The sequence below is a fragment of the Rhodococcus sp. RDE2 genome, assembly GCF_020885655.1.
Classification (GTDB): Bacteria; Actinomycetota; Actinomycetes; order Mycobacteriales; family Mycobacteriaceae; genus Rhodococcus; species Rhodococcus pyridinivorans.
Genome location: NZ_AP025186.1, coordinates 2,216,238 through 2,235,433 on the forward strand (window position 1 = coordinate 2,216,238; position 19,196 = coordinate 2,235,433).

16 protein-coding genes are annotated in these 19,196 nt (G+C 69.8%); 7 read left to right on the forward strand and 9 right to left on the reverse strand.

Annotated features, from left to right (window positions below; translation table 11 throughout):
• Window positions 1-57 precede the first annotated feature (57 nt).
• Window positions 58-1,008 carry a TIGR03621 family F420-dependent LLM class oxidoreductase gene (locus LPH33_RS10315; RefSeq protein ID WP_229567965.1) on the reverse strand — a complete coding sequence of 317 codons (951 nt, stop codon included), beginning with the start codon at window positions 1,006-1,008 and terminating at the stop codon, window positions 58-60.
• A 125-nt stretch (window positions 1,009-1,133) separates the two neighbouring features.
• Here LPH33_RS10315 and LPH33_RS10320 point away from each other — a divergent pair, with 125 nt between their 5' ends.
• The gene (locus tag LPH33_RS10320) at window positions 1,134-2,327 is read left to right on the forward strand and encodes an aspartate aminotransferase family protein (protein WP_145691872.1); all 1,194 of its coding nucleotides are present in this window, start codon (window positions 1,134-1,136) and stop codon (window positions 2,325-2,327) included.
• Here LPH33_RS10320 and LPH33_RS10325 read toward each other — a convergent pair.
• Entirely contained in the window at window positions 2,287-2,553 is a 267-nt protein-coding gene (locus tag LPH33_RS10325; RefSeq protein ID WP_229567966.1) for a hypothetical protein, read from the reverse strand. The two genes, LPH33_RS10320 and LPH33_RS10325, sit on opposite strands and share 41 nt — an antisense overlap.
• Window positions 2,554-2,595: 42 nt before the next feature.
• Between LPH33_RS10325 and LPH33_RS10330 the strand changes: the two genes are divergently transcribed.
• Both LPH33_RS10330 and LPH33_RS10335 read left to right on the forward strand, forming a co-directional pair.
• Window positions 2,596-3,306, forward strand: coding sequence for a hypothetical protein (locus tag LPH33_RS10330; protein WP_229567967.1), 711 nt, complete (start codon window positions 2,596-2,598; stop codon window positions 3,304-3,306).
• Window positions 3,307-3,374: 68 nt separating this feature from the next.
• Window positions 3,375-4,307 (forward strand): hydrogen peroxide-inducible genes activator, encoded by a 933-nt coding sequence (locus LPH33_RS10335; RefSeq protein WP_016692719.1) that lies wholly within the window; start codon window positions 3,375-3,377, stop codon window positions 4,305-4,307.
• Between the two features lie 36 nt (window positions 4,308-4,343).
• Here LPH33_RS10335 and LPH33_RS10340 read toward each other — a convergent pair whose 3' ends face one another.
• The 4 genes from LPH33_RS10340 to LPH33_RS10355 all read right to left on the reverse strand — a co-directional run bounded on the left by LPH33_RS10340 (window position 4,344) and on the right by LPH33_RS10355 (window position 9,982).
• Window positions 4,344-5,111 carry a LysR family substrate-binding domain-containing protein gene (locus LPH33_RS10340; protein WP_145691763.1) on the reverse strand — a complete coding sequence of 256 codons (768 nt, stop codon included), beginning with the start codon at window positions 5,109-5,111 and terminating at the stop codon, window positions 4,344-4,346.
• 41 nt (window positions 5,112-5,152) lie between these two features.
• Window positions 5,153-7,657, reverse strand: coding sequence for a DEAD/DEAH box helicase (locus LPH33_RS10345; RefSeq protein ID WP_160875965.1), 2,505 nt, complete (start codon window positions 7,655-7,657; stop codon window positions 5,153-5,155).
• A 90-nt stretch (window positions 7,658-7,747) separates the two neighbouring features.
• Window positions 7,748-8,785 (reverse strand): alpha/beta fold hydrolase, encoded by a 1,038-nt coding sequence (locus tag LPH33_RS10350; RefSeq protein ID WP_006551325.1) that lies wholly within the window; start codon window positions 8,783-8,785, stop codon window positions 7,748-7,750.
• Between the two features lie 174 nt (window positions 8,786-8,959).
• Window positions 8,960-9,982, reverse strand: coding sequence for a proteasome assembly chaperone family protein (locus LPH33_RS10355; RefSeq protein ID WP_160875967.1), 1,023 nt, complete (start codon window positions 9,980-9,982; stop codon window positions 8,960-8,962).
• Between the two features lie 147 nt (window positions 9,983-10,129).
• Between LPH33_RS10355 and LPH33_RS10360 the strand changes: the two genes are divergently transcribed.
• Window positions 10,130-10,876 (forward strand): hypothetical protein, encoded by a 747-nt coding sequence (locus LPH33_RS10360; protein WP_088898204.1) that lies wholly within the window; start codon window positions 10,130-10,132, stop codon window positions 10,874-10,876.
• Window positions 10,877-11,046: 170 nt separating this feature from the next.
• Complete coding sequence (locus LPH33_RS10365; protein WP_088898203.1) at window positions 11,047-12,183, forward strand: DUF4192 domain-containing protein; 1,137 nt, start codon at window positions 11,047-11,049, stop codon at window positions 12,181-12,183.
• 19 nt (window positions 12,184-12,202) lie between these two features.
• Here LPH33_RS10365 and galE read toward each other — a convergent pair whose 3' ends face one another.
• Both galE and LPH33_RS10375 read right to left on the reverse strand, forming a co-directional pair.
• The gene (galE, locus tag LPH33_RS10370; protein ID WP_172414945.1) at window positions 12,203-13,195 is read right to left on the reverse strand and encodes a UDP-glucose 4-epimerase GalE; all 993 of its coding nucleotides are present in this window, start codon (window positions 13,193-13,195) and stop codon (window positions 12,203-12,205) included.
• Between the two features lie 45 nt (window positions 13,196-13,240).
• Window positions 13,241-13,927 (reverse strand): metal-dependent transcriptional regulator, encoded by a 687-nt coding sequence (locus LPH33_RS10375; protein WP_016692727.1) that lies wholly within the window; start codon window positions 13,925-13,927, stop codon window positions 13,241-13,243.
• Window positions 13,928-14,031: 104 nt separating this feature from the next.
• Here LPH33_RS10375 and LPH33_RS10380 point away from each other — a divergent pair, with 104 nt between their 5' ends.
• Entirely contained in the window at window positions 14,032-15,303 is a 1,272-nt protein-coding gene (locus LPH33_RS10380) for an acetoin utilization protein AcuC (protein WP_026061234.1), read from the forward strand.
• Window positions 15,304-15,409: 106 nt separating this feature from the next.
• The gene (locus LPH33_RS10385; protein ID WP_088898247.1) at window positions 15,410-18,064 is read left to right on the forward strand and encodes a bifunctional GNAT family N-acetyltransferase/acetate--CoA ligase family protein; all 2,655 of its coding nucleotides are present in this window, start codon (window positions 15,410-15,412) and stop codon (window positions 18,062-18,064) included.
• Window positions 18,065-18,164: 100 nt separating this feature from the next.
• Here LPH33_RS10385 and LPH33_RS10390 read toward each other — a convergent pair whose 3' ends face one another.
• Window positions 18,165-19,127: a sigma-70 family RNA polymerase sigma factor gene (locus LPH33_RS10390; RefSeq protein WP_016692730.1), complete on the reverse strand. Its 963-nt coding sequence runs from the start codon at window positions 19,125-19,127 to the stop codon at window positions 18,165-18,167.
• Window positions 19,128-19,196: the final 69 nt, after the last annotated feature.

A 19,196-nucleotide genomic window follows, 5' to 3' on the forward strand; every position in this document is an offset into this window, starting at 1 on the left:
CAGCCTAGCGAAACGACCCGGTCGGGGCCGGTCGGGGAGGGTAGACAGGCCCGGTGGTCAGCCCGCCAGGGCACGCACCCGGCCGATCACTTCACCGAAGATCTCCCGGTACGGGGCGTGGACCGTGAAGTGGGTGAACCCGTAGCGCTCCCGGCTGTGCAGGATCTGCCGGGCCATCTCGTCGACCGTACCGATCAGCACGAACGGCGAGTCGAGCAGGTCGTCGGCGCCGACGGTGTGCTCGAACCGCTCGGCGAGCGCGGCGGCGGTGCCCGCCCGGTCGTCGGTCTCGACGACCGCCTGGAGCAGGGTGTGCCACTCGATGTCCTCGACCCGGTCGCCGGCCCGCGCCCGCGCGAACGCGACACGGTCGTCGGCCTCGGTCGCGGTGGCGATGCGGAACGTCCCCGGTGGCCTCCCCGGCAGCTGGACGGCACCCGCGACACTCACGATGTCGGCATGGGCGGCGGCGACGGACAGGATCCGGTCGCCGGTGCCTCCGACGATCAGTGGCGGGCCGTAGCCGCCGAATCCGCGCCGCTGTACCGGACGGAGCACGGGCAGATCGAACGCTTCGCGCAGCGCCGCCTGCTCGTCGAAACCGGACCCGGTGAACGATCGCTGCAGTTCCTGCACGGTGGATTCGAGACGCTCGGCGCGCTCGTCGAAGCGCTCCCACTCGATCCCGGCCGCCTCGAACTCCCATCTCATGTGGCCTGCGCCGAGACCGACCTCGAGACGGCCGCCGGTGAGCAGATCGGTGGTCGCGATCTCGCGGGCGAGCAGTGCCGGATTCCAGAAACCGGCGTTGAGCACCATCGTGCCGACCCGCAGACGCTCGGTGGCGCCGGCGGCGGCGGCCAGGACGGGGAACGGCGCGGGGACACCGAGATGGTCGGCCGCGTACACCGCATCGAAGCCGGCGTCCTCGACGGCGCGGCACCAGCGAACGAACTCGTCGGGGGACCCGACCTCGAAGATGTTGACGGAGAAGCGGAACTCGGTCATGGCACCCAGGGTGGCGGGTTCGGGCCTCCGGCACCAGAGTCGTTTCCTCCGCATACGATGACGGGTGTCGTGATCGTCGTGGACGGGAGTTGGTCGTGGGTGCGTTGTGGCACGGATTCGCCGATATGGGCGCGATCGAACGGGACGGCGCATTCGTCGTGTCGCGCGGGGAAGGCGCGTACATCTGGGACGACGCCGGCAACCGCTACCTCGATGCCACCGCCGGACTGTGGTTCACCAATGTCGGTCACGGCCGTACCGAGATCGGCGACGCGATCGCAGCGCAGGTCGCCAAGCTCGCCCACTACTCGAACTTCGGCGATCTGACCTCCGAACCCACCGTCGAACTCGCCGAGCGTCTCGCGGGGATCGCCCCCGTTCCGGGCAGCAAGATCTTCTTCACCTCCGGTGGATCCGACTCCGTCGACTCGGCGGCCAAGCTCGCGCGGCGGTACTGGCAGGAGGTCGGGAAGCCCGGCAAGCGGCTGCTGGTCTCGCGCGAGAAGGCGTACCACGGCATGCACGTCGGTGGCACCTCGCTCGCCGGTATCCCCGTCAACGGTGAGGGCTACGGCCGCCTGTGGGAGGACACCGCGCGGGTTGCGTGGGACGACGCCAAGGCGCTGCTCGAACTCGTCGATTCGGTCGGTGCCGACTCCATCGCGGCCTTCTTCTGCGAACCCGTCATCGGTGCGGGCGGGGTGTACCTGCCGCCGGACGGCTATCTCGCCGAGATCCGCGACATCTGCCGCGAGCACGACATCCTGTTCGTCGTCGACGAGGTGGTCACCGGCTTCGGTCGTATCGGCGGTTCGTGGTTCGCGTCGTCGCGATTCGACCTGGATCCCGACATGGTCACCACCGCCAAGGGACTCACCTCCGGCTACCTGCCGATGGGCGCCCTGTTCGTCGCTCCGCGGGTCGCCGAACCGTTCTTCGCCGGCGGCGTGTGGTGGCGCCACGGATACACCTACGGCGGGCATGCTGCAGCCGCAGCGGCCGCGCTCGCCAACCTCGACATCATCGAGCGTGAGAATCTGCTCGCCGAGGCGGCGCGGATCGAGCGGACGCTGCACGAGAAGCTCGCTCCGCTGGCGGACCACCCGCGGGTGGCGGAGGTGCGCAGCGGCCTCGGTGCGGTGGCGGCCGTGCAGCTCGCCGATCCGTCCGAGGCGCTCGGTTTCGTGAAGACCCTGCGGCAGCACGGGATCTCGGGACGAGCGGCCGGTCAGGGCGCGATGCAGATCTCCCCGTCGTTCGTGATGACCGACGAGCAGATCACCGATCTCGCCGACGGAATCGCCGCAGCACTCGGCTGATCCGTTCCTTCGGCCCGGCCGGTACCTCGGAGAGGGGGAGTTCGGCGCTGCCGTCGCGTGCGGCGAGCGATCGCGCGTAGCGCTCGTGCAGCACCGAGCGCACCTCGTCGGGGCTGTAGTTCCGCCGCTGTCGCTCGTTGCGGGCGGCGACGGCGCCCGTCGCCGCCACACCCACCAGTCCGGCGAGTCCGACGAGCTTCCACCACTTGCCACCGCGCAGCGCCATGCGGACGACCCTAGCGGCCGCCGGGCATGGCAGGCTGGCGGCATGGACACTTCGTCGGCAGCCCGGCCCGCCGGTGCGCGTTCGCGTCTCACGCTCGACGAGGCCGTGGCGGCGACCCGCACGGGGGACCTGTGGATCTTCCGTGGCGCCACACCGGCGGACCGCGCGATCCAGACGCTGACCAATGCGCCCGTGAACCATGTGGGGATGACGGTCGCGCTCGACGATCTGCCGCCGTTGATGTGGCATGCCGAACTCGGGCGCAGCCTCCCGGACATGTGGACGGGGCGGCATCAGCGGGGCGTGCAGTTGCACGACCTCCGCAGCGCGGTGCAGGTATGGGGTGCGCGTTACGGCCAGCGCGGCTGGTTGCGGCAGATCTCGGTGGCCGTCACGCCGGATCAGGAGGACCAGTTGCTGCGCACCGTCGCGCGGCTCGACGGCACACCGTTCCCGTCGACGACGAAACTCACCGGGCGCTGGTTCTCCGGCCGGCTCCCGCGTCGACGCAGGGCATCCGTCCCGTCGGGCGGGCTCGAGAGCGCGTACTGCGCCGAGGTGGTCGGGTTGACGCTGGAGGAGATGGGTCTGCTGCAGCAACGGCATCGGGGGAGCAACTGGTACGACCCCGGCCGGTTCTGGAGTGGCGATCGGCTGCCGCTCGCCCCCGGTGTGGAGTTCGGTGGCGAGATCGAGGTCGTGCTCGACGAGGACGACCTCGCTGCCGGCAAGGCGGCAGGCTCGACGTCGTAGGGCCCGCGGCCGGCGTAGTCCGATAGTTGCGAAAGGTAAAGGCGATAGGTCGCTCTACACTGATAGGCGTGAGCGATCAGAGCTACCAGCCCACCCTCTCGCAGCTGCGTGCCTTCGTCGCGGTGGCCACCTACCGCCACTTCGGCACGGCAGCAGCGCGACTCGAGGTCAGCCAGCCCACACTGTCCCAGGGCCTGGCGGCTCTCGAGAACGGCCTGGGCGTCCAGCTCATCGAGCGCAGCACCCGCCGTGTGCTCGTGACACCGGTGGGCGCACGCCTGCTTCCCTACGCGGAGGTGGTGCTCGACGCCGCCGACGGCTTCGTCGACGCGGCGGCAGGAGTGTCCGACGGGCTGTCGGGCCCGCTGCGGGTGGGCTTGATCCCCACCGTCGCGCCCTACGTCCTGCCCGAGATCCTGCCCGCCCTCGACGCAGCGATGCCGGCCCTGTCGCTGCAGGTCGTCGAGGACCAGACCGCCCGGCTCCTCGACGCACTGCGAGCCGGAACCCTCGACGTCGCCGTCCTCGCGCTGCCCGCCGACGTCTCGGGTGTGATCGAAGTTCCTCTGTACGACGAGGATTTCGTCCTCGTCCTGCCGACCGGACACGAACTCGCCGGGCGCACCGACCTCTCGGTGTCCGCACTCGACGACGCTCAACTGCTGCTGCTCGACGAAGGCCACTGCCTGCGCGACCAGACACTCGACCTGTGCCGGTCCGTCGACGCACGACCGGCACTCGGCGACACCCGCGCGACCTCCCTGTCCACCGTGGTGCGCTGCGTCGCAGGACGATTGGGCATCACCCTCGTCCCGGCCTCCGCGGTCGCCGTCGAAACCGCCAGGGGAGACCTCGAGGTCGCGCACTTCGCGGACCCGGCACCCGGCCGCCGGATCGGACTGGTGTTCCGCTCGTCGTCCCCGCGCGGAGTCGACTACCGCATCCTCGCCGAGACCATCCGTGGCTGCGTGCCGCCCACCTGCCGCCCCGTCGTCTCCTGACCACGACCCCGATCAGCGCCGACCGCGTCGTGTCGATCAGCGCTTACCGCGTCGGGGTTTTCCGGGGCGCTTCCGCGCGGACGCCCCCGCCCGGCGGGACGTCTTGGGTTCCGGCGCGCGGCGCTTGGGGGCCGAGCCCTTGCGTTCGCCACGACGCGAGGTGCCGCCCGACTCGCCTTCCGGCTCCGAATCACTGCGGCGTCCACGAGAACTGTTTGCCGTCCGCCCCCGGACGATCCCGACGAACTCGTCGACGAGATCGGTCGTCCGGTCGGTGATCCACACGAGACCCACCTGGGACGCCGGCGCGTCGACGACGGGACGGTAGGTCAGGTCGCGGCGGTGGTGCAGGCGGGCGAGCGATTGCGGCGTGACGAGCACACCCACCTCCGAGGCGACGTGCGAGATCGCGTCCTCGGTGGTCGCGGGCCGTTCGAAGGCCTCCTCGCCGGGGAGGGCGACCCAGTCGAGCACGTCGTCGAGCGGATGCAGCACCGTCTCGTCGGCGAGGTCGGACACCGACACCTCGTCGACCGCCGCGAACACGTGCTCCTTGGGCACGACCACGACGGAGACCTCGGTGTAGAGCGGGATGACCGACAGGCCGTCCCGCTGCAGCGGCAGGCGCAGCAGCGCGATGTCGGCGACGTCCTCGCGCAGCGGATCCGCACCTGCCGTCGGTTCGACGGGGACCAGTTCGATCGGGACGTCCGGCATCCGTTCGTTCCACACCCGCACCCACTTCGCGGGGGTGACACCCGGGACGTAGGCCAAGCGGAAGGGTTGCACGGTCGGTTCGCTCACCGAGTCAGGCTACCGCTCCCGGGACCCGCCGCCTGCGACGATCAACCCTCGACGATCTCGAACTCATCGAACACCACTTCGCCGGCGGCATCGGACTCACCGAGATTCACCTCGCCGATCAACGCCCAGCCGTGATCCCCCTGCGGGTCGTGCAGGGTCTGACGCACCCGCCACAGTTCCGGACCCGTCTCGACGGTGAACAACAACGGCCCGCGCGCGTCGGGGCCGGTGCCGATCTCGTCGTACTCCTCGAAGTACAGCTCGAGCAGGTCCTCCCAGTCCTCGGCATCGAGACCGTCGCCGAGGGCCGCGAGTTCGTCCCAGCGTCGACGCGAGGCCAGCTCGACCCGCTTGAACATCGCGTTGCGGACCATGACCTTGAACGCACGGACGTTCGCGGACAACGGGCGAGGGGAGTCGGCGCCGAACGCGATCTGCTGCTCGTCGGATTCCGCCCCGGGGTGGGTCAGCGACTCCCACTCGTCGAGCAACGACGAGTCGACCTGGCGGATCAGCTCACCGAGCCACTCGATGATGTCCTCGAGGTCCTCCGTGCGCGCGGCGTCCGGCACCGTCTGCCGCAGCGCGCGGTAGGCGTCGGCGAGATAGCGCAGGACCAATCCCTCGGAGCGGGCCAGACCGTAGTGCGAGACCAGCTCGGAGAAGGTCATGCTGCGCTCGATCATGTCGCGCACCACCGACTTCGGGGACAGCGGGAACTCCGACACCCAGGGATGCCCACCCCGATACGTCTCGAAGGCCGGCTCGAGCAGTTCCACGAGCGGCTTGGGCCAGGTGATCTCCTCGAGCAGTTCCATCCGCTCGTCGTACTCGATGCCGTCGGCCTTCATCTGCGTGACGGCCTCACCGCGCGCGGCATGCTGCTGCGCCATGAGCACCTGACGCGGATCGTCGAGCGTCGACTCGATGACGGACACCACATCGAGTGCGTAGGTGGGGGAGTCGACGTCGAGCAGTTCGATCGCTGCGAGCGCGAACGGCGACAGCGGCTGGTTGAGCGCGAAGTCGCGTTGCAGGTCGACGGTGAGACGGGCCCGGCGCCCGAACTCGTCCGGCTCGTCGAGCTGCTGGACCACGCCCGCCTGCAGCAGCCCCCGGTACAGCGAGATCGCCTTGAGGATGTGCTTGCGCTGCGCCGGACGGGGTTCGTGGTTGTCCTCGAGCAGGTGCCGCATCGCGTCGAAGCAGTTGCCCGGTCGCGCAATGACGTTGAGCAGCATCGAGTTGCTCACCGAGAACCGCGACTGCAGCGGTTCGGGCGACGCCGCGATCAGCTTGTCGAAGGTGCCCTCACCCCACGAGACGAACCCTTCGGGTGCCTTCTTGCGCTGCACCTTCCGGCGCTTCTTCGGGTCGTCCCCGGCCTTGGCGAGGGCCCGGACGTTCTCGATCTCGTGCTCGGGGGCCTGCACGACGACCGTGCCCATCGTGTCGTATCCGGCGCGACCTGCACGACCGGCGATCTGGTGGAACTCGCGGGCCTTGAGCTGCCGGGTGCGGGTGCCGTCGAACTTCGTCAGGCCCGTGAGCAACACGGTGCGGATCGGGACGTTGATGCCGACGCCGAGCGTGTCGGTGCCGCAGATGACCTTCAGCAGCCCGTCCTGCGCGAGCTTCTCGATCAGGCGCCGGTACTTCGGCAGCATGCCCGCGTGGTGCACGCCGATACCGTGCCGGACGAGACGCGAGAGGGTCTTGCCGAAACCGGTGGAGAACCGGAAGTCGCCCAGCGCGGTGGCGATTGCCTCCTTCTCGGCCTTCGTGCACATGTTCACGCTGGTCAGGGCCTGGGCGCGCTCGAGGGCCGCGGCCTGGGTGAAGTGCACGACGTAGACGGGAGCCTGATGCGTGGTGACGAGCTCCTCGATCGCTTCCCCGATGGGCGCCTGCGAGTACGAGAAGGTCAGCGGGACCGGACGTTCGGAGCCCGAGACCTCCACCGTCGGCCGTCCGGTGCGCCGGGTCAGATCCTTCTGCAGGAAGGTCACGTCGCCGAGCGTCGCGGACATGAGCAGGAACTGTGCGTGCGGCAACTCGATGAGCGGAACCTGCCACGCCCACCCGCGGTCGGGTTCCGAATAGAAGTGGAACTCGTCCATCACGACCTGGCCGATGTCGGAGTCCGGTCCCTCGCGCAAGGCGAGATTCGCGACGATCTCGGCGGTCGCGCAGATGATCGGTGCTCCGGCGTTGACCGACGCGTCGCCGGTCATCATGCCGACCTTGTCGGCGCCGAAGACGTCGCACAGGGCGAAGAACTTCTCGCTCACCAGCGCCTTGATCGGGGCGGTGTAGAAGGTGCGCTTCCCCGCAGCGAGCGCGAAGAAGTGCGCGCCGAGCGCCACCATCGACTTACCCGAACCGGTGGGCGTGGCGAGGATGACGTTGGAGCCGGCGACGAGCTCCATGAGCGCTTCCTCCTGCGCCGGATACAGCGAGATGCCCCGATCCGTCGTCCAGGTGGTGAACGCGTCGAACAGCGCGTCGTCGTCGACGGGGTCGGGTATCAGATCGGGAAGCAGCACTTCTCCAGGCTAGTCGGAAGGACCCGACCCACCGGAGCGGGTCGCGCGGCGCTGCAGGAGCGCAGTCGGTGGCCCTGGGTCGAGTTCAGGTCAGGTGGCGCTGCGCTCGTCCGAACCCATCGCGCCGAGCACCGCCATGCGGGTCTCCGGGCCACCGCTGATCTGCGACTCGCTCACGCCCGACACGAGGAGCCGGCGCCAGCGGTCGAGGTCGAACTCCAGGGGAGCGGTGGTCTCCAGGAAGTTCTCGACCACCCGCAGGAAGCGCAGCGGGTCGTCGCGGAACGGGAAGTGGCCGGAGCCCCGGAAGATCTCGAGACGTGAACCGGGCATGGCCGAATGCGCGAGATAGGCGTGGGCGATGGGGATGACGCTGTCGTGATCGCCCCAGATGAGCTGGACGGGAAGGTTCTCCGTCAGATAACAGCGGTCGAGCATGGTCACCACCTGACCACGCCAGTCGACCACCGCGCGCAGCGTGCGCAAATACGCTTCGTAGGCCGTGGGGTCGGGGAGGTTCCCCAGCACGCGCACCAGATCCGAGGTGTCGTGCAGCAGGGCACCGGGCCTCAGTGGCGATCCGTTGACCCGGTTCAGCATCGCGCCGGCAGCGCGCAGGACGGGCATCGCCCCGGGCAGTCGCAGGACCCGCAGCGCTTCGCTGACGATCGGCACCGAGATCAGCCGCAGGGCAAGATGGACGTCCTTGGTGACCCCGCCGGACGCGACGAGCACCAGACGCTCGACCATGTGCGGGAACTGGTAGGCGAACTGCATCGCCACCCCGCCGCCGAGCGAATGGCCGATCACCGTGACCGATTCGATCCCGAGGACCGACAGCAGGTCGCGCATACCGTTCGCGTAGGCGGCCACCGAGTAGTCGGCCCGCGGCTTGTCGGATCGACCGTGCCCGAGCAGGTCGGGGGCGATCACGGTGTACTTCTCCGCCAGGTGCGGGATCACGTCCTGCCAGGTCGACGAGTCGTCACCGATTCCGTGTACGAGCAGCAGTGCGGGACCGCTTCCGGCCAGGCGGAACGCGCGTCGGTAACCGTGGATCGTGCGGAACACGATGCGGGGTTCGTTGTCCGGAACCGGGCGGAGCGTCCGGGCGCGCGGTGGAACCATGAGCGTCTCCTGCGACGTCGGTGATCGCGTGGTGGTAGTCAGGCTGCCCGACCCGTGGCCGAGAACCGGACACAACTACCACTGTGGCATGTCGCCGAAGCGTACATGTCTGTATGTGACGTCGACAACGACGATTGTGATGATCATGAAACATCCGGCGAACCCGCCGTGGTGTCAACGCGGAGCGGAATCGTCCCCGTCGTCCGGGTCGAACTCGCCGAATCCGCCGTCGCCGGTTCTTCCGTCGTCCGGACCGGGGAGATCGCCGCCGGGACCGGCGCCGCGCCGGTCGTATTCGGCGAGGAACCGCTCGAACTCCGCCCCGATCTCCTCACCCGTCGGCAGACTCTCGTCGGTCGGCAGGGGAGAGGTCTGCTGTTCCTGGGCGGCGACGTAGCTGTCGTATTGCCGCTCGAGCGCGTGCACCACGCCGAGGACCTCGGCATTGTCCTCGATGTGCTCGTCGATCTGCTCCCGCACCCGCGCCGCGGCCTCACCGAGCGCCTGCAGAGACAGCTCGAGGCCGCCGACCTCTGCGACGTTCGTCAGCAGCGTCTCGGCGGCCGCCGGATAGTCGGTCTGGGCGAGATAGTGCGGCACGTGCACGGAGAAGCCTACGGACTCGTGCCCGTGCTGGCCCATGCGGTATTCGAGCAGCGACGACACTCCCGCGGGCACCTGGAGCTCGCCCGACCAACGGTGGTGCCCCGCGATGAGGTCCTTGTTCGTCGAGTGCGCGGTGACCGCCAACGGCCGGGTGTGCGGGATCGCCATGGGGATCGCGTTGAGTCCGATGGTCCGCCGCACCCCGAACTGCTCGGCGAGCAACCGCACCGCGGTGATGAAACGCTCCCACTTCAGATCCGGCTCAGCACCCGCGAGCAGTAGGAACGGGGTGCCGGCCTCATCGATGAGCGCGTACAGGTTCAGTTCGGGCTCGGCGTAGTCCGAGAAGTGGTCGGCCTTGAACGTCATGAGCGGCCGACGCGACCGGTAGTCGATCAGTTCGTCGACGGCGAACGACGCGACGAGTTCGGTCTCCAAGTTCTCGCGCAGGTGCGTGGTCGCCAGGCGCACCGCGTGTCCCGCGTCGGCGAACCCTTCGAGACCGTGCACGAGGACGGGCCCCTCACCGTCCGGGGAGGTGAGCTGCGGAGCCGGGAATTCCAGCTCGTACATGCGGGACTGCTCGTCCATCTGCGAACCACTCCGATCACACTCAGTCTCGGCATCTCCGCCGGGGTCACCCGACGTGGCATGGTGGTGTTCGAGTCTAATTGACGCCACGACGACCGATTCCGGGGCGCACACCCTGCCCGACGTCGACGACCGAGGGAGGTTCGGATGACCCGACGCGATACTCGTCCGAGGCGCCGCGCATCGGCCGGCCGGAGCGTGGTGGCGGCCGCGTGCCTGATGCTCGCATCCGCCTGCTCCCAGACCGTCTCCGGCGACCCCCGGCCCGAACCGGCAGCCCTGACAGGAACCGCGTCCGCGCCTGCGCCTGCGCCCGCGATCGTCCGGGCACCGGGCGAACTGGTGCTTCCCCCCGAACGGTTTCCCGAACCGTACGTCGCGGTGGTCCTCCCACCGGAGGCGGTGGCGCAGGCGGCGCCCGACCTGACCGGGATCCAGCCCGGCTCGAGGGTCGATCCGGGCGGATGTCTGCCGCCCGCGCAGGATTACGGCCCCGAGAGCACCGCCATGGTGGTCGGTACCGACAACGCCAGTCGCGCGACGATCAGCGTCGAGGTCACCCGGCCTGCTCCGGACCTCGCCGAGTACCGCACCTATCTGACGGAATGCTCGCAGGTGGACGCCACCGTGCGGGGCATCACCTCGACCGTCTCGACCGTCCTGGGCGACGATCCCGCTGCGCCCCTCGACGGAGCCGGGACGCTGGCCCTGACCCGCACGGTCGACTCCGGTCGGGGATCGGGCGGCATGACCCAGTCGATGGCCACGCGGATCGCGCAGATCGAGGACGTGCGTGTGACGGTCACGTACATGTCCTTCGATGCGGCGGCGCCCGACACCGACAATCTCGACCGCGTGTTCCGGGAGGCCGTCGACTTCGCCGCCCGTCCCTGACGGGGGCCGGGCGCGCACCCTAACAGCGCCTGCCGACGGGATCGCCCGTCCGGCATCCGATCGCGGTGCCGCTCGCGGAGTTGTCCACAGCCGGCCGGTTCATCCCCAGAAGACCCCGGAACGGCCTCCGGCGCCGCTTGTCGTTCGGACCGATGGGCCACGGTCGGCGCATGACAACTTCCACGCCTTCGTCGTCGCATCCGCTCCGTCTCACCGATGTCGGTGACGTCATCGCTGCCCTGCCCGCACTGATGGGCTTCCCGCCGACGCGCTCGATCGTCGTGATGTGCCTGACCCCGACCGGAGACGCCCCGACCCGCCCGAACGGCAGGGTGGCGAGCATCGGCGCGGTGATGCGACACGACCTCGTCCTGCCCCGGCCGGGGGAACCCGTCCCCGAGCTCATGCGCGCGGCGTTCCGGCGCTTCTGCGCCGTCTGTGCCCGCGAGGGCGCGGAATCGGTGGTGGCCGTTCTCGTCGACGACGATCTCGCCGACCGGCACGATCCGGTGATCGCCGACCTGTGCAGGCTCGTCGACGACTTCGCCGATCATCTCGACGCCGTCGGCATCGACCTGGCGGGGGTGTACGCGCTTCCGGAGATCACCGGCGGAGCGACCTGGTTCGTGCCCGGCCAGGACATCACCGGCAGGGTGGCCGATCCCGGGTCCTCGGTGGTCGCGGCGGCCCGGGTGTTCGAGGGCAGCCCGATCCGCGGCTCCCGCACCGAACTCGCCGCGCTGCTCGCGCCGTATCCGCCGGCGGTGCGGCAGGAGGTCGCGCGGTGCATCGACGAGGTCGTCGAGACCCGCGACCGCGAGTACGAACGCTGTGCCCGTGAGGGCGGCGGCGAACGCGCCGACCGTCTCGAACTCGAGACCGTGCTCGCGCACATCGAGACGTACGCCGCCGGAACGGATCCCAGCGCGTCCGACATCGCCGAGCTGGCCGTCCTGCTCGCCAACCGCACGGTGCGGGACGCCGCCATGGGACTCGCGACCGGACCGCTCGCGCGGCCGGCGGAGCGTCTGTGGACCGAGCTCGCTCGAGCTCTGCCCGATCCCGAGCGGGCCGATGCCGCCGCGCTCGTCGGCTTCGGTGCCTACGTGCGCGGCGACGGTCCGCTCGCCGGGGTTGCGCTCGCAGCGGCCCTCGAATCCGATCCCCGCCACCGGCTTTCGGATCTGCTCGACCAGGCCCTGCAGGCGGGACTGCGTCCCGAGTCGATCCGCGGCCTCGCGGAGACCGGACACGAGATCGCGGCGCGGCTGGGACTCGAACTGCCGCGCGGCGACGAACCGTCCTGAACCGGAGTGGTGCGCTCGATCAGCGTCGAGCGGCGTGCAGACGGTCGCCGAGGGACCGGGTGAACTCCCACGCATCGGAGACGATCTCGTCGAGATCGGTGTGCTGGGGGTTCCATCCGAGCTCGGAGATCGCGCGGCTGCTCGAGGCGATGAGCACGGCCGGATCACCGGCGCGGCGCGGCGCGTCGACCGCAGCGATCGGGAGGCCCGTGACCCGCTCGCACGCCGAGATGACCTCGCGGACGGTGAAACCCTCTCCGCTTCCGAGGTTGTAGATGCCGTGGCGGCCGGGCTCGGACTTCGTCAGTGCCAGTACGTGGGCGTCGGCGAGATCCTTGACGTGGATGTAGTCGCGCACCGCGGTGCCGTCCTTGGTCGGCCAGTCGGTGCCGAAGACCGAGATGTGATCGCGCACACCGAGAGCGACCTGCAGTACCAGCGGGATCAGATGCGTCTCGACGACCCGGTTCTCCCCGGCACCGCCGTAGGCGCCGGCGACGTTGAAGTACCGCAGGCTCGTCGCCGCGAGACCGTGGGCGTGCGCGTACGACGAGATCGCGTGATCGATGGCGAGCTTCGACGCACCGTACGGGTTGGTCGGCCGGGTGGGTGCGTCCTCGGTGATCGGCACGCTCTCGGGTTCGCCGTAGGTCGCGGCGGTGGAGGAGAACACCAACCGCGGGGTGCCCGAGCGGCGGATGGCCTCGAGCAGGGCGAGGGTGGTCACCACGTTGCCCTGCCAGTACTTCTCGGGGAACTCCACCGACTCGCCGACCAGCGACTGTGCACCGAAGTGGAGGACGCCGTCGAAACGGGATCCGGAGAGCAGTTCGTCGGCGACGGCCGCGATGTCGCCCTCGACGAACTCGGCACCGGTGGGCACCGCCCCGGCGTTGCCGGTGGACAGGTCGTCGACGACCACGACGTCGTGGCCCTGCTCGAGCAACACGGTCGTGCACACGCTGCCCACATAGCCGGCGCCGCCGGTCACCAGAAGTCTCACGCTGGACATCCCCTTTTCGCATGCCCGTACCGGACATGCGAAAAGGGGTCTGGGTCAGACCTGCTTCACCTGCACGGCGTGGGCCATCTCGTCGGAAAGCTCGAAGCTGTCGTGACCGGCCACGGTGATGGACACCGAGCCCGGTCGCGTCTCGACTGTAACCCGCGCGTCGGGGACCACACCGGCCTCACGCAGCCGCGCGATGACCTCGGGGTCGGACTGGACGTACTCCGCGAGCCGGCGCACCACGACCGCGGTCGGCTTGCCGTGCGGGATCTCCGTCAACCGCACCAGCTTCTCGTCGAGGACCGCCGTGCGGTCGAGACCGAGCTGGGCCAGTCCCGGGATCGGGTTGCCGTAGGGGGAGGTGGTCGGGTTGTTGAGCACCTCCACGAGGCGGCGCTCGACCTCCTCGCTCATCACGTGTTCCCAGCGGCACGCCTCGGCGTGCACGTTCTCCCAGTCGAGACCGATCACGTCCACGAGAAGCCGTTCCGCGAGCCGGTGCTTGCGCATGACCGAGACCGCGAGGTCGCGGCCCTTCTCGGTGAGCTGCAGGTGGCGGTCGCCGGCGACCCGGAGCAGGCCGTCGCGTTCCATACGGGCCACGGTCTGGCTGACCGTCGGTCCGCTCTGTTCGAGGCGCTCGGCGATACGCGCGCGCAGCGGCACCACGCCTTCCTCTTCCAAGTCGTAGATGGTCCGGAGATACATCTCCGTTGTATCGACCAGGTCCTTCACTCTCACACCCCTTCGTCTGGGCCGATTCTAACCGTGCGAACAGGACGGTGGGGGCGCCCTCCGAGGCTCGCATGTCCGTGGGTGGACCAGTAGCGTCTGTGTCCATGACCACGAGCTCCACCGCGGCGGGCGGTACGACACAGCTGAGCGGCGATCGGATAGTGGTGTGGAGCCCCGACTACCTCGATTACCGGTGGGGTCCGACACATCCGATGAATCCCACGCGCCTCGATCTCACCATGGCGCTGTCCCGCAGTCTCGGTCTCCTCGAAGGTGTCGAGACGGTCCGCCCGTCCCCTGCGGACGACACCGATCTGCTGCGCATCCATACCGCCTCCTACGTCGACGCGGTCAAGCGCGCGGGCTCCGCCCCCGAGGGAGCGGCGCCTCCGGCCGACGCGCCCCACGGTCTCGGCACCGAGGACAACCCGATCTTCCCCCGAATGCACGAGGCCAGCGCGACGCTCGCCGGGGGGACCCTCGCAGCCGCACGCGAGATCGCGAGCGGCCGGGCCCGCCGCGCGGTGAGCATCGGGGGCGGGATGCATCACGCGATGGCCGACTGGGCTGCCGGATTCTGCGTCTACAACGACGCCGCCATCGCGATCTCGTGGCTGCTCGACCACGGCTACGACCGCATCGCCTACATCGATGTCGACGCCCACCACGGCGACGGTGTGCAGCACGCCTTCCTCGGCGATCCCCGCGTCCTGACCATCTCCCTGCACCAGCATCCCGCGACGTTGTGGCCCAACACCGGCTGGTCCAGCGAGGTCGGTTCGGGTCCGGCCGAGGGCACCGCGATCAATCTGCCGGTGCTGCCGGGCACCGTGGACGCGTTGTGGTTGCGCGCCTTCCACGCCGTCGTACCGGGCGCGGTCGCGGCGTTCCGCCCCCAGATCCTCATCAGCCAATGCGGTGCCGACAGCCACCGCGAGGACCCCCTGGCCGACCTCTCCCTGACCGTCGACGGCCAGCGCGCGTCGTATCTCGCGATGCGCGATCTCGCCGACCGCTACTGCGAGGGCCGCTGGCTCGCCGTGGGCGGCGGCGGTTACGGCCTCGTGCGGGTGGTGCCCCGGGCGTGGACCCACCTGATCGCCGCGGCGTTGGACCGCGAGATCGACCTGAGCACCCCCGTCCCGGCGGACTGGAGCGAGCGCGTCGGCGCTCTCGCTCCGAGCGTCGAACTGCCCACCGTCATGGGGGAGGGCTCCGACGTCTCGTACCTGCCGTGGGACGGACCCGGCGGCACACCGGAGACGGGCATTGCGTCCCTGGACCGTGCACTGACCCGCATCGATTCGGCGATCATCGCCACGAGGCGGGCGGCCTTCCCGCTGCTCGGCCTGGACCCGGAGGATCCCCGTGACTGACCGGCAGAATCCTTCGGCGGCACCGGACTCCGCGTCTGCGGCGGGGGCGACTCCCGCGCAGGGCGCCGGGCCGACCGGGGAGACCGACCCTGCGCGCGAGGCGGCGCTGGCGCGCGCCCGCAACTATCCGCGGCACTGGGTCGCCGACGTGCTGGCCTCGGACGGCGGTGTCGTGCACCTGCGGCCCATCGTCCCGGAGGACGCCGACGGGATCGTCGCCTTCCACAGCAAGCTGTCCGAACGCACCCGCTATCTGCGGTACTTCGGTCCGTACCCGACGATCTCGAAGAAGGACCTGTTCAACTTCACGGTCGTCGACCACAGGTCCCGGGTGGCGTTCGTCGCGGTGCTCGGCGACGAGATCATCGCCGTCGGGCGGTACGAGGGACTCTCGCACGAGGGCGACGGTCTCTCCGCCGAGGTGGCCTTCACCGTCGCCGACGCCCACCAGGGCCGCGGTCTCGGTCCGATCCTGCTCGAACATCTCGCCGGCGCGGCCGCCGAGAACGGACTGCACACCTTCGTCGCCGAGGTCCTCGCCGAGAACCGGCACATGATCACGGTCTTCCGGGAGGCCGGTTACCAGGTCAGCCGTAGTTTCGAAGGGGGAGTCGTCCGGCTCGAGTTCGCGATCGACCCCACCGAGGCCCTGGTCTCGGTCCGCAACGCCCGCGAACGCGCCGCCGAGGCGCGCAGCGTGCGCAACATCCTCGGTCCCGGCAGCGTCGCCGTCATCGGTGCGTCCACCGACAGCCGCAAGGTGGGCAACGCCGTGCTGGTGAACATGCTGCGCAGCGGATTCACCGGGCCCGTCTACCCGGTCAACGCCGAACACCGGTCCGTCCGGGGTGTCCGCGCCTACCCGACCGTCCGCGACATCCCCGACGAGATCGACCTCGCCGTCGCCGCCGTGCCCGCCGAATCGATCGACTCGGTGCTCGACGACTGCCTCGCCAAGGGCGTCAAGGCGCTGCTCGTCGTCTCGTCCGGTTTCGGCGAGACCGGACCGGAGGGCCGCGACGCCGAGCGGCGGCTCACACTGGCCGCTCGGTCGCACGGTATGCGGCTCATCGGGCCGAACGCTCTCGGTGTCGCCAACAACGATCCCGCCATCCGGCTCAACGCGACCCTCGCACCCGTGCTCCCGGCCGCCGGCAACGTCGGCTTCTTCTGCCAGTCCGGTGCCCTCGGCATCGCGATCCTCGACGAGGCCGCCAAGACGGGGGTCGGGCTGTCGTCCTTCGTCTCGGCCGGTAACCGCGCCGACCTGTCCGGCAACGACCTGCTGCAGTACTGGGACACCGATCCCGCCACCGAAGTGGTGCTGCTGTACCTGGAGAGCTTCGGCAACCCGCGCAAGTTCTCGCGCATCGCGCGGCGGGTGGCGCGCAGCAAACCGATCGTCGCCGTCAAGAGTGGCCGCCACGCGGTGCCGCCGGCGCTCGCCGCCCGGACGGGGGAGATGGACGACACCATCGTGCGATACCTGTTCGAGCAGGCCGGTGTCGTCCAGGTCGAGTCGATCGGCCAGCTCTTCGACTCGGCGCTGCTGTTCGGTTACCAGCCGCTGCCCGCCGGTCCCCGCGTCGCCGTGGTCGGCAACTCCACCGCGCTGGGCCTGCTCGCCGTCGACGCCGCCCGGGGCCAGGGCCTGCAGGCACCGGACGCGGTGGATCTCGGCGCGCAGGCGTCGCCGGAGGAGTTCGCCGAGGCCGTCGCGAAGGCGCTCGACTCACCCGACGTCGACTCGGTGATCGCGGTCTTCGTCCCGCCGGTCGCCGTCGACGTCCAGCCCTACGCCCAGGCCCTGCGCGACGCCGTCGCAGGGTCGGAGAAGCCCGTGGTCACGACCTTTCTGGCGACCGAGGGTATTCCCGACGTGCTGGCCGTACGCGGGCCGGACGGCAACCCGACGCGCGGATCCGTGCCGTCCTATCCCGGTCCGGAACGGGCCGCGCTCGCCCTGGGACGGGCCTGGCGGTACGCGAAGTGGCGCAGTCGTCCGCCCTCGCAGGTCGTGCGGCCGGCGGGCATCGACCCCGAACGCGCCCGCGGGCTCGTGGACGGCTGGCTCGAAACGACACCCGAGGGCCGCTACCTGTCGGACACCGAGGCGGCGCTGCTGCTGTCCTGCTACGGGGTCGAGGTCGCGGACTTCCGCGCCGTCACCACCGAGGAGGAGGCGGTCGCTGCGGCGGAGGAGATCGGTTTCCCCGTGGCGGTCAAGGCCACCGGTGCCCAGTGGCGGCACCGGCCCGACCTGAGCGGTGTCCGGCTCGATCTCGTCGACGCGGATTCGGTGCGGATCGCCTATCGCGACCTGGCCGCGGTGTCGGGGGAGCCGTTGATGCACGTGCAGCGGATGGCCCACAAGGGCATCGGGTGCGCGATCCGTGTGCAGGACGACCCGTCGTTCGGTTCGCTCATCTCGTTCGGTCTCGCCGGTGTGATCTCCGATCTGCTCGGTGATCGGGCCTACCGGGTCCTGCCGCTCACGGAGGACGAGGCGGTCGAGCTGATCGACGCTCCGAAGGCGGCGCCGTTGCTGTCGGGCTACCGCAACGCCGCGCCGGTGAACAAGCCGGCACTCGTCGATTTCGTCCAGCGGATCTCGGCGCTCGCCGACGACCTTCCCGAGGTGCGCGAGCTGGTGTGCGAGCCGGTGCTGGCCTCGGTGGTGGGAGCCGAACTCACCGACGCCCATGTGCGGATCGGGCCCGAACCGCACCCTCTCGACCTCGGCCCGCGCCGTCTGCGCTGACGGCGGCCTGGTGGACGTCTCACCGAACAGGCCCCGGACAGCAACGATCCCCGAGAACCCAGCCCGGTTCTCGGGGATCGGATACCGCTGACGCGCCCGGTCAGCTGGCGTAGGCGCGAAGGCGCTCGGCGCGGTCGCCTTCGCGGAGCTTGGCCATCACTTCGCGTTCGATCTGGCGGACACGCTCACGGGAGAGCCCGAAGAGCTTGCCGATCTGATCGAGGGTGCGGGGCTGGCCGTCGTCGAGTCCGTAGCGCAGCCGGATGACCTGCTGTTCGCGCTCGTCGAGCGTCGCGAGGACGCTGCGGACGTCGCTGTGCAGGAGGCCGGCGATGACCGCGGTCTCGGCGGACGTCGCCTCGGCGTCCTCGATGAAGTCGCCCAGCGGGGCCTCCTCGTCGTTGCCGACGGGCATGTCGAGGCTCACCGGGTCGCGGCTGTGATCGAGCAGGTCGGCGATCTTCTCGACGGGGATACCCGACTCGTTGGCGAGTTCCTCGTCGGTCGCCTCGCGGCCGAGCTGCTGGTGCAGCTCACGCTTGATGCGGGCGAGCTTGTTGACCTGTTCGACGAGGTGGACGGGGAGCCGGATGGTGCGGCTCTGGTCGGCCATGCCGCGGGTGATGGCCTGACGGATCCACCACGTCGCGTAGGTCGAGAACTTGAAGCCCTTCGCGTAGTCGAACTTCTCCATCGCACGGATCAGGCCGAGGTTGCCCTCCTGGATGAGGTCCAGCAGGGGCATACCGCGTCCGGTGTAACGCTTCGCCAGCGAGACGACGAGGCGCAGGTTGGCCTCGAGCAGGTGGCTGCGAGCGGCCTGTCCTTCGCGGACGATGATCGCGAGATCGCGCTTCTTCGCGGCCGACAGACGCTTCTTCGTCTCGAGCAGGTGCTTGGCATACAGGCCGGCCTCGATCCGCTTGGCCAGTTCCACCTCGTCGGCTGCGGTGAGCAGAGCAGTCCGTCCGATACCGTTCAGGTAGACGCGAACGAGATCGGCTGCGGGGCTCTGACCGTCGAGGTCGGAATCGAAGCGAGCGGTGGTTTCGGGGCGTGCCATGACGTGCCTCCTCATCGGTGGTGTCTCACAGGGTTCAACGACCGGCGAAGCGGTGGAGTTCCCGTCGGT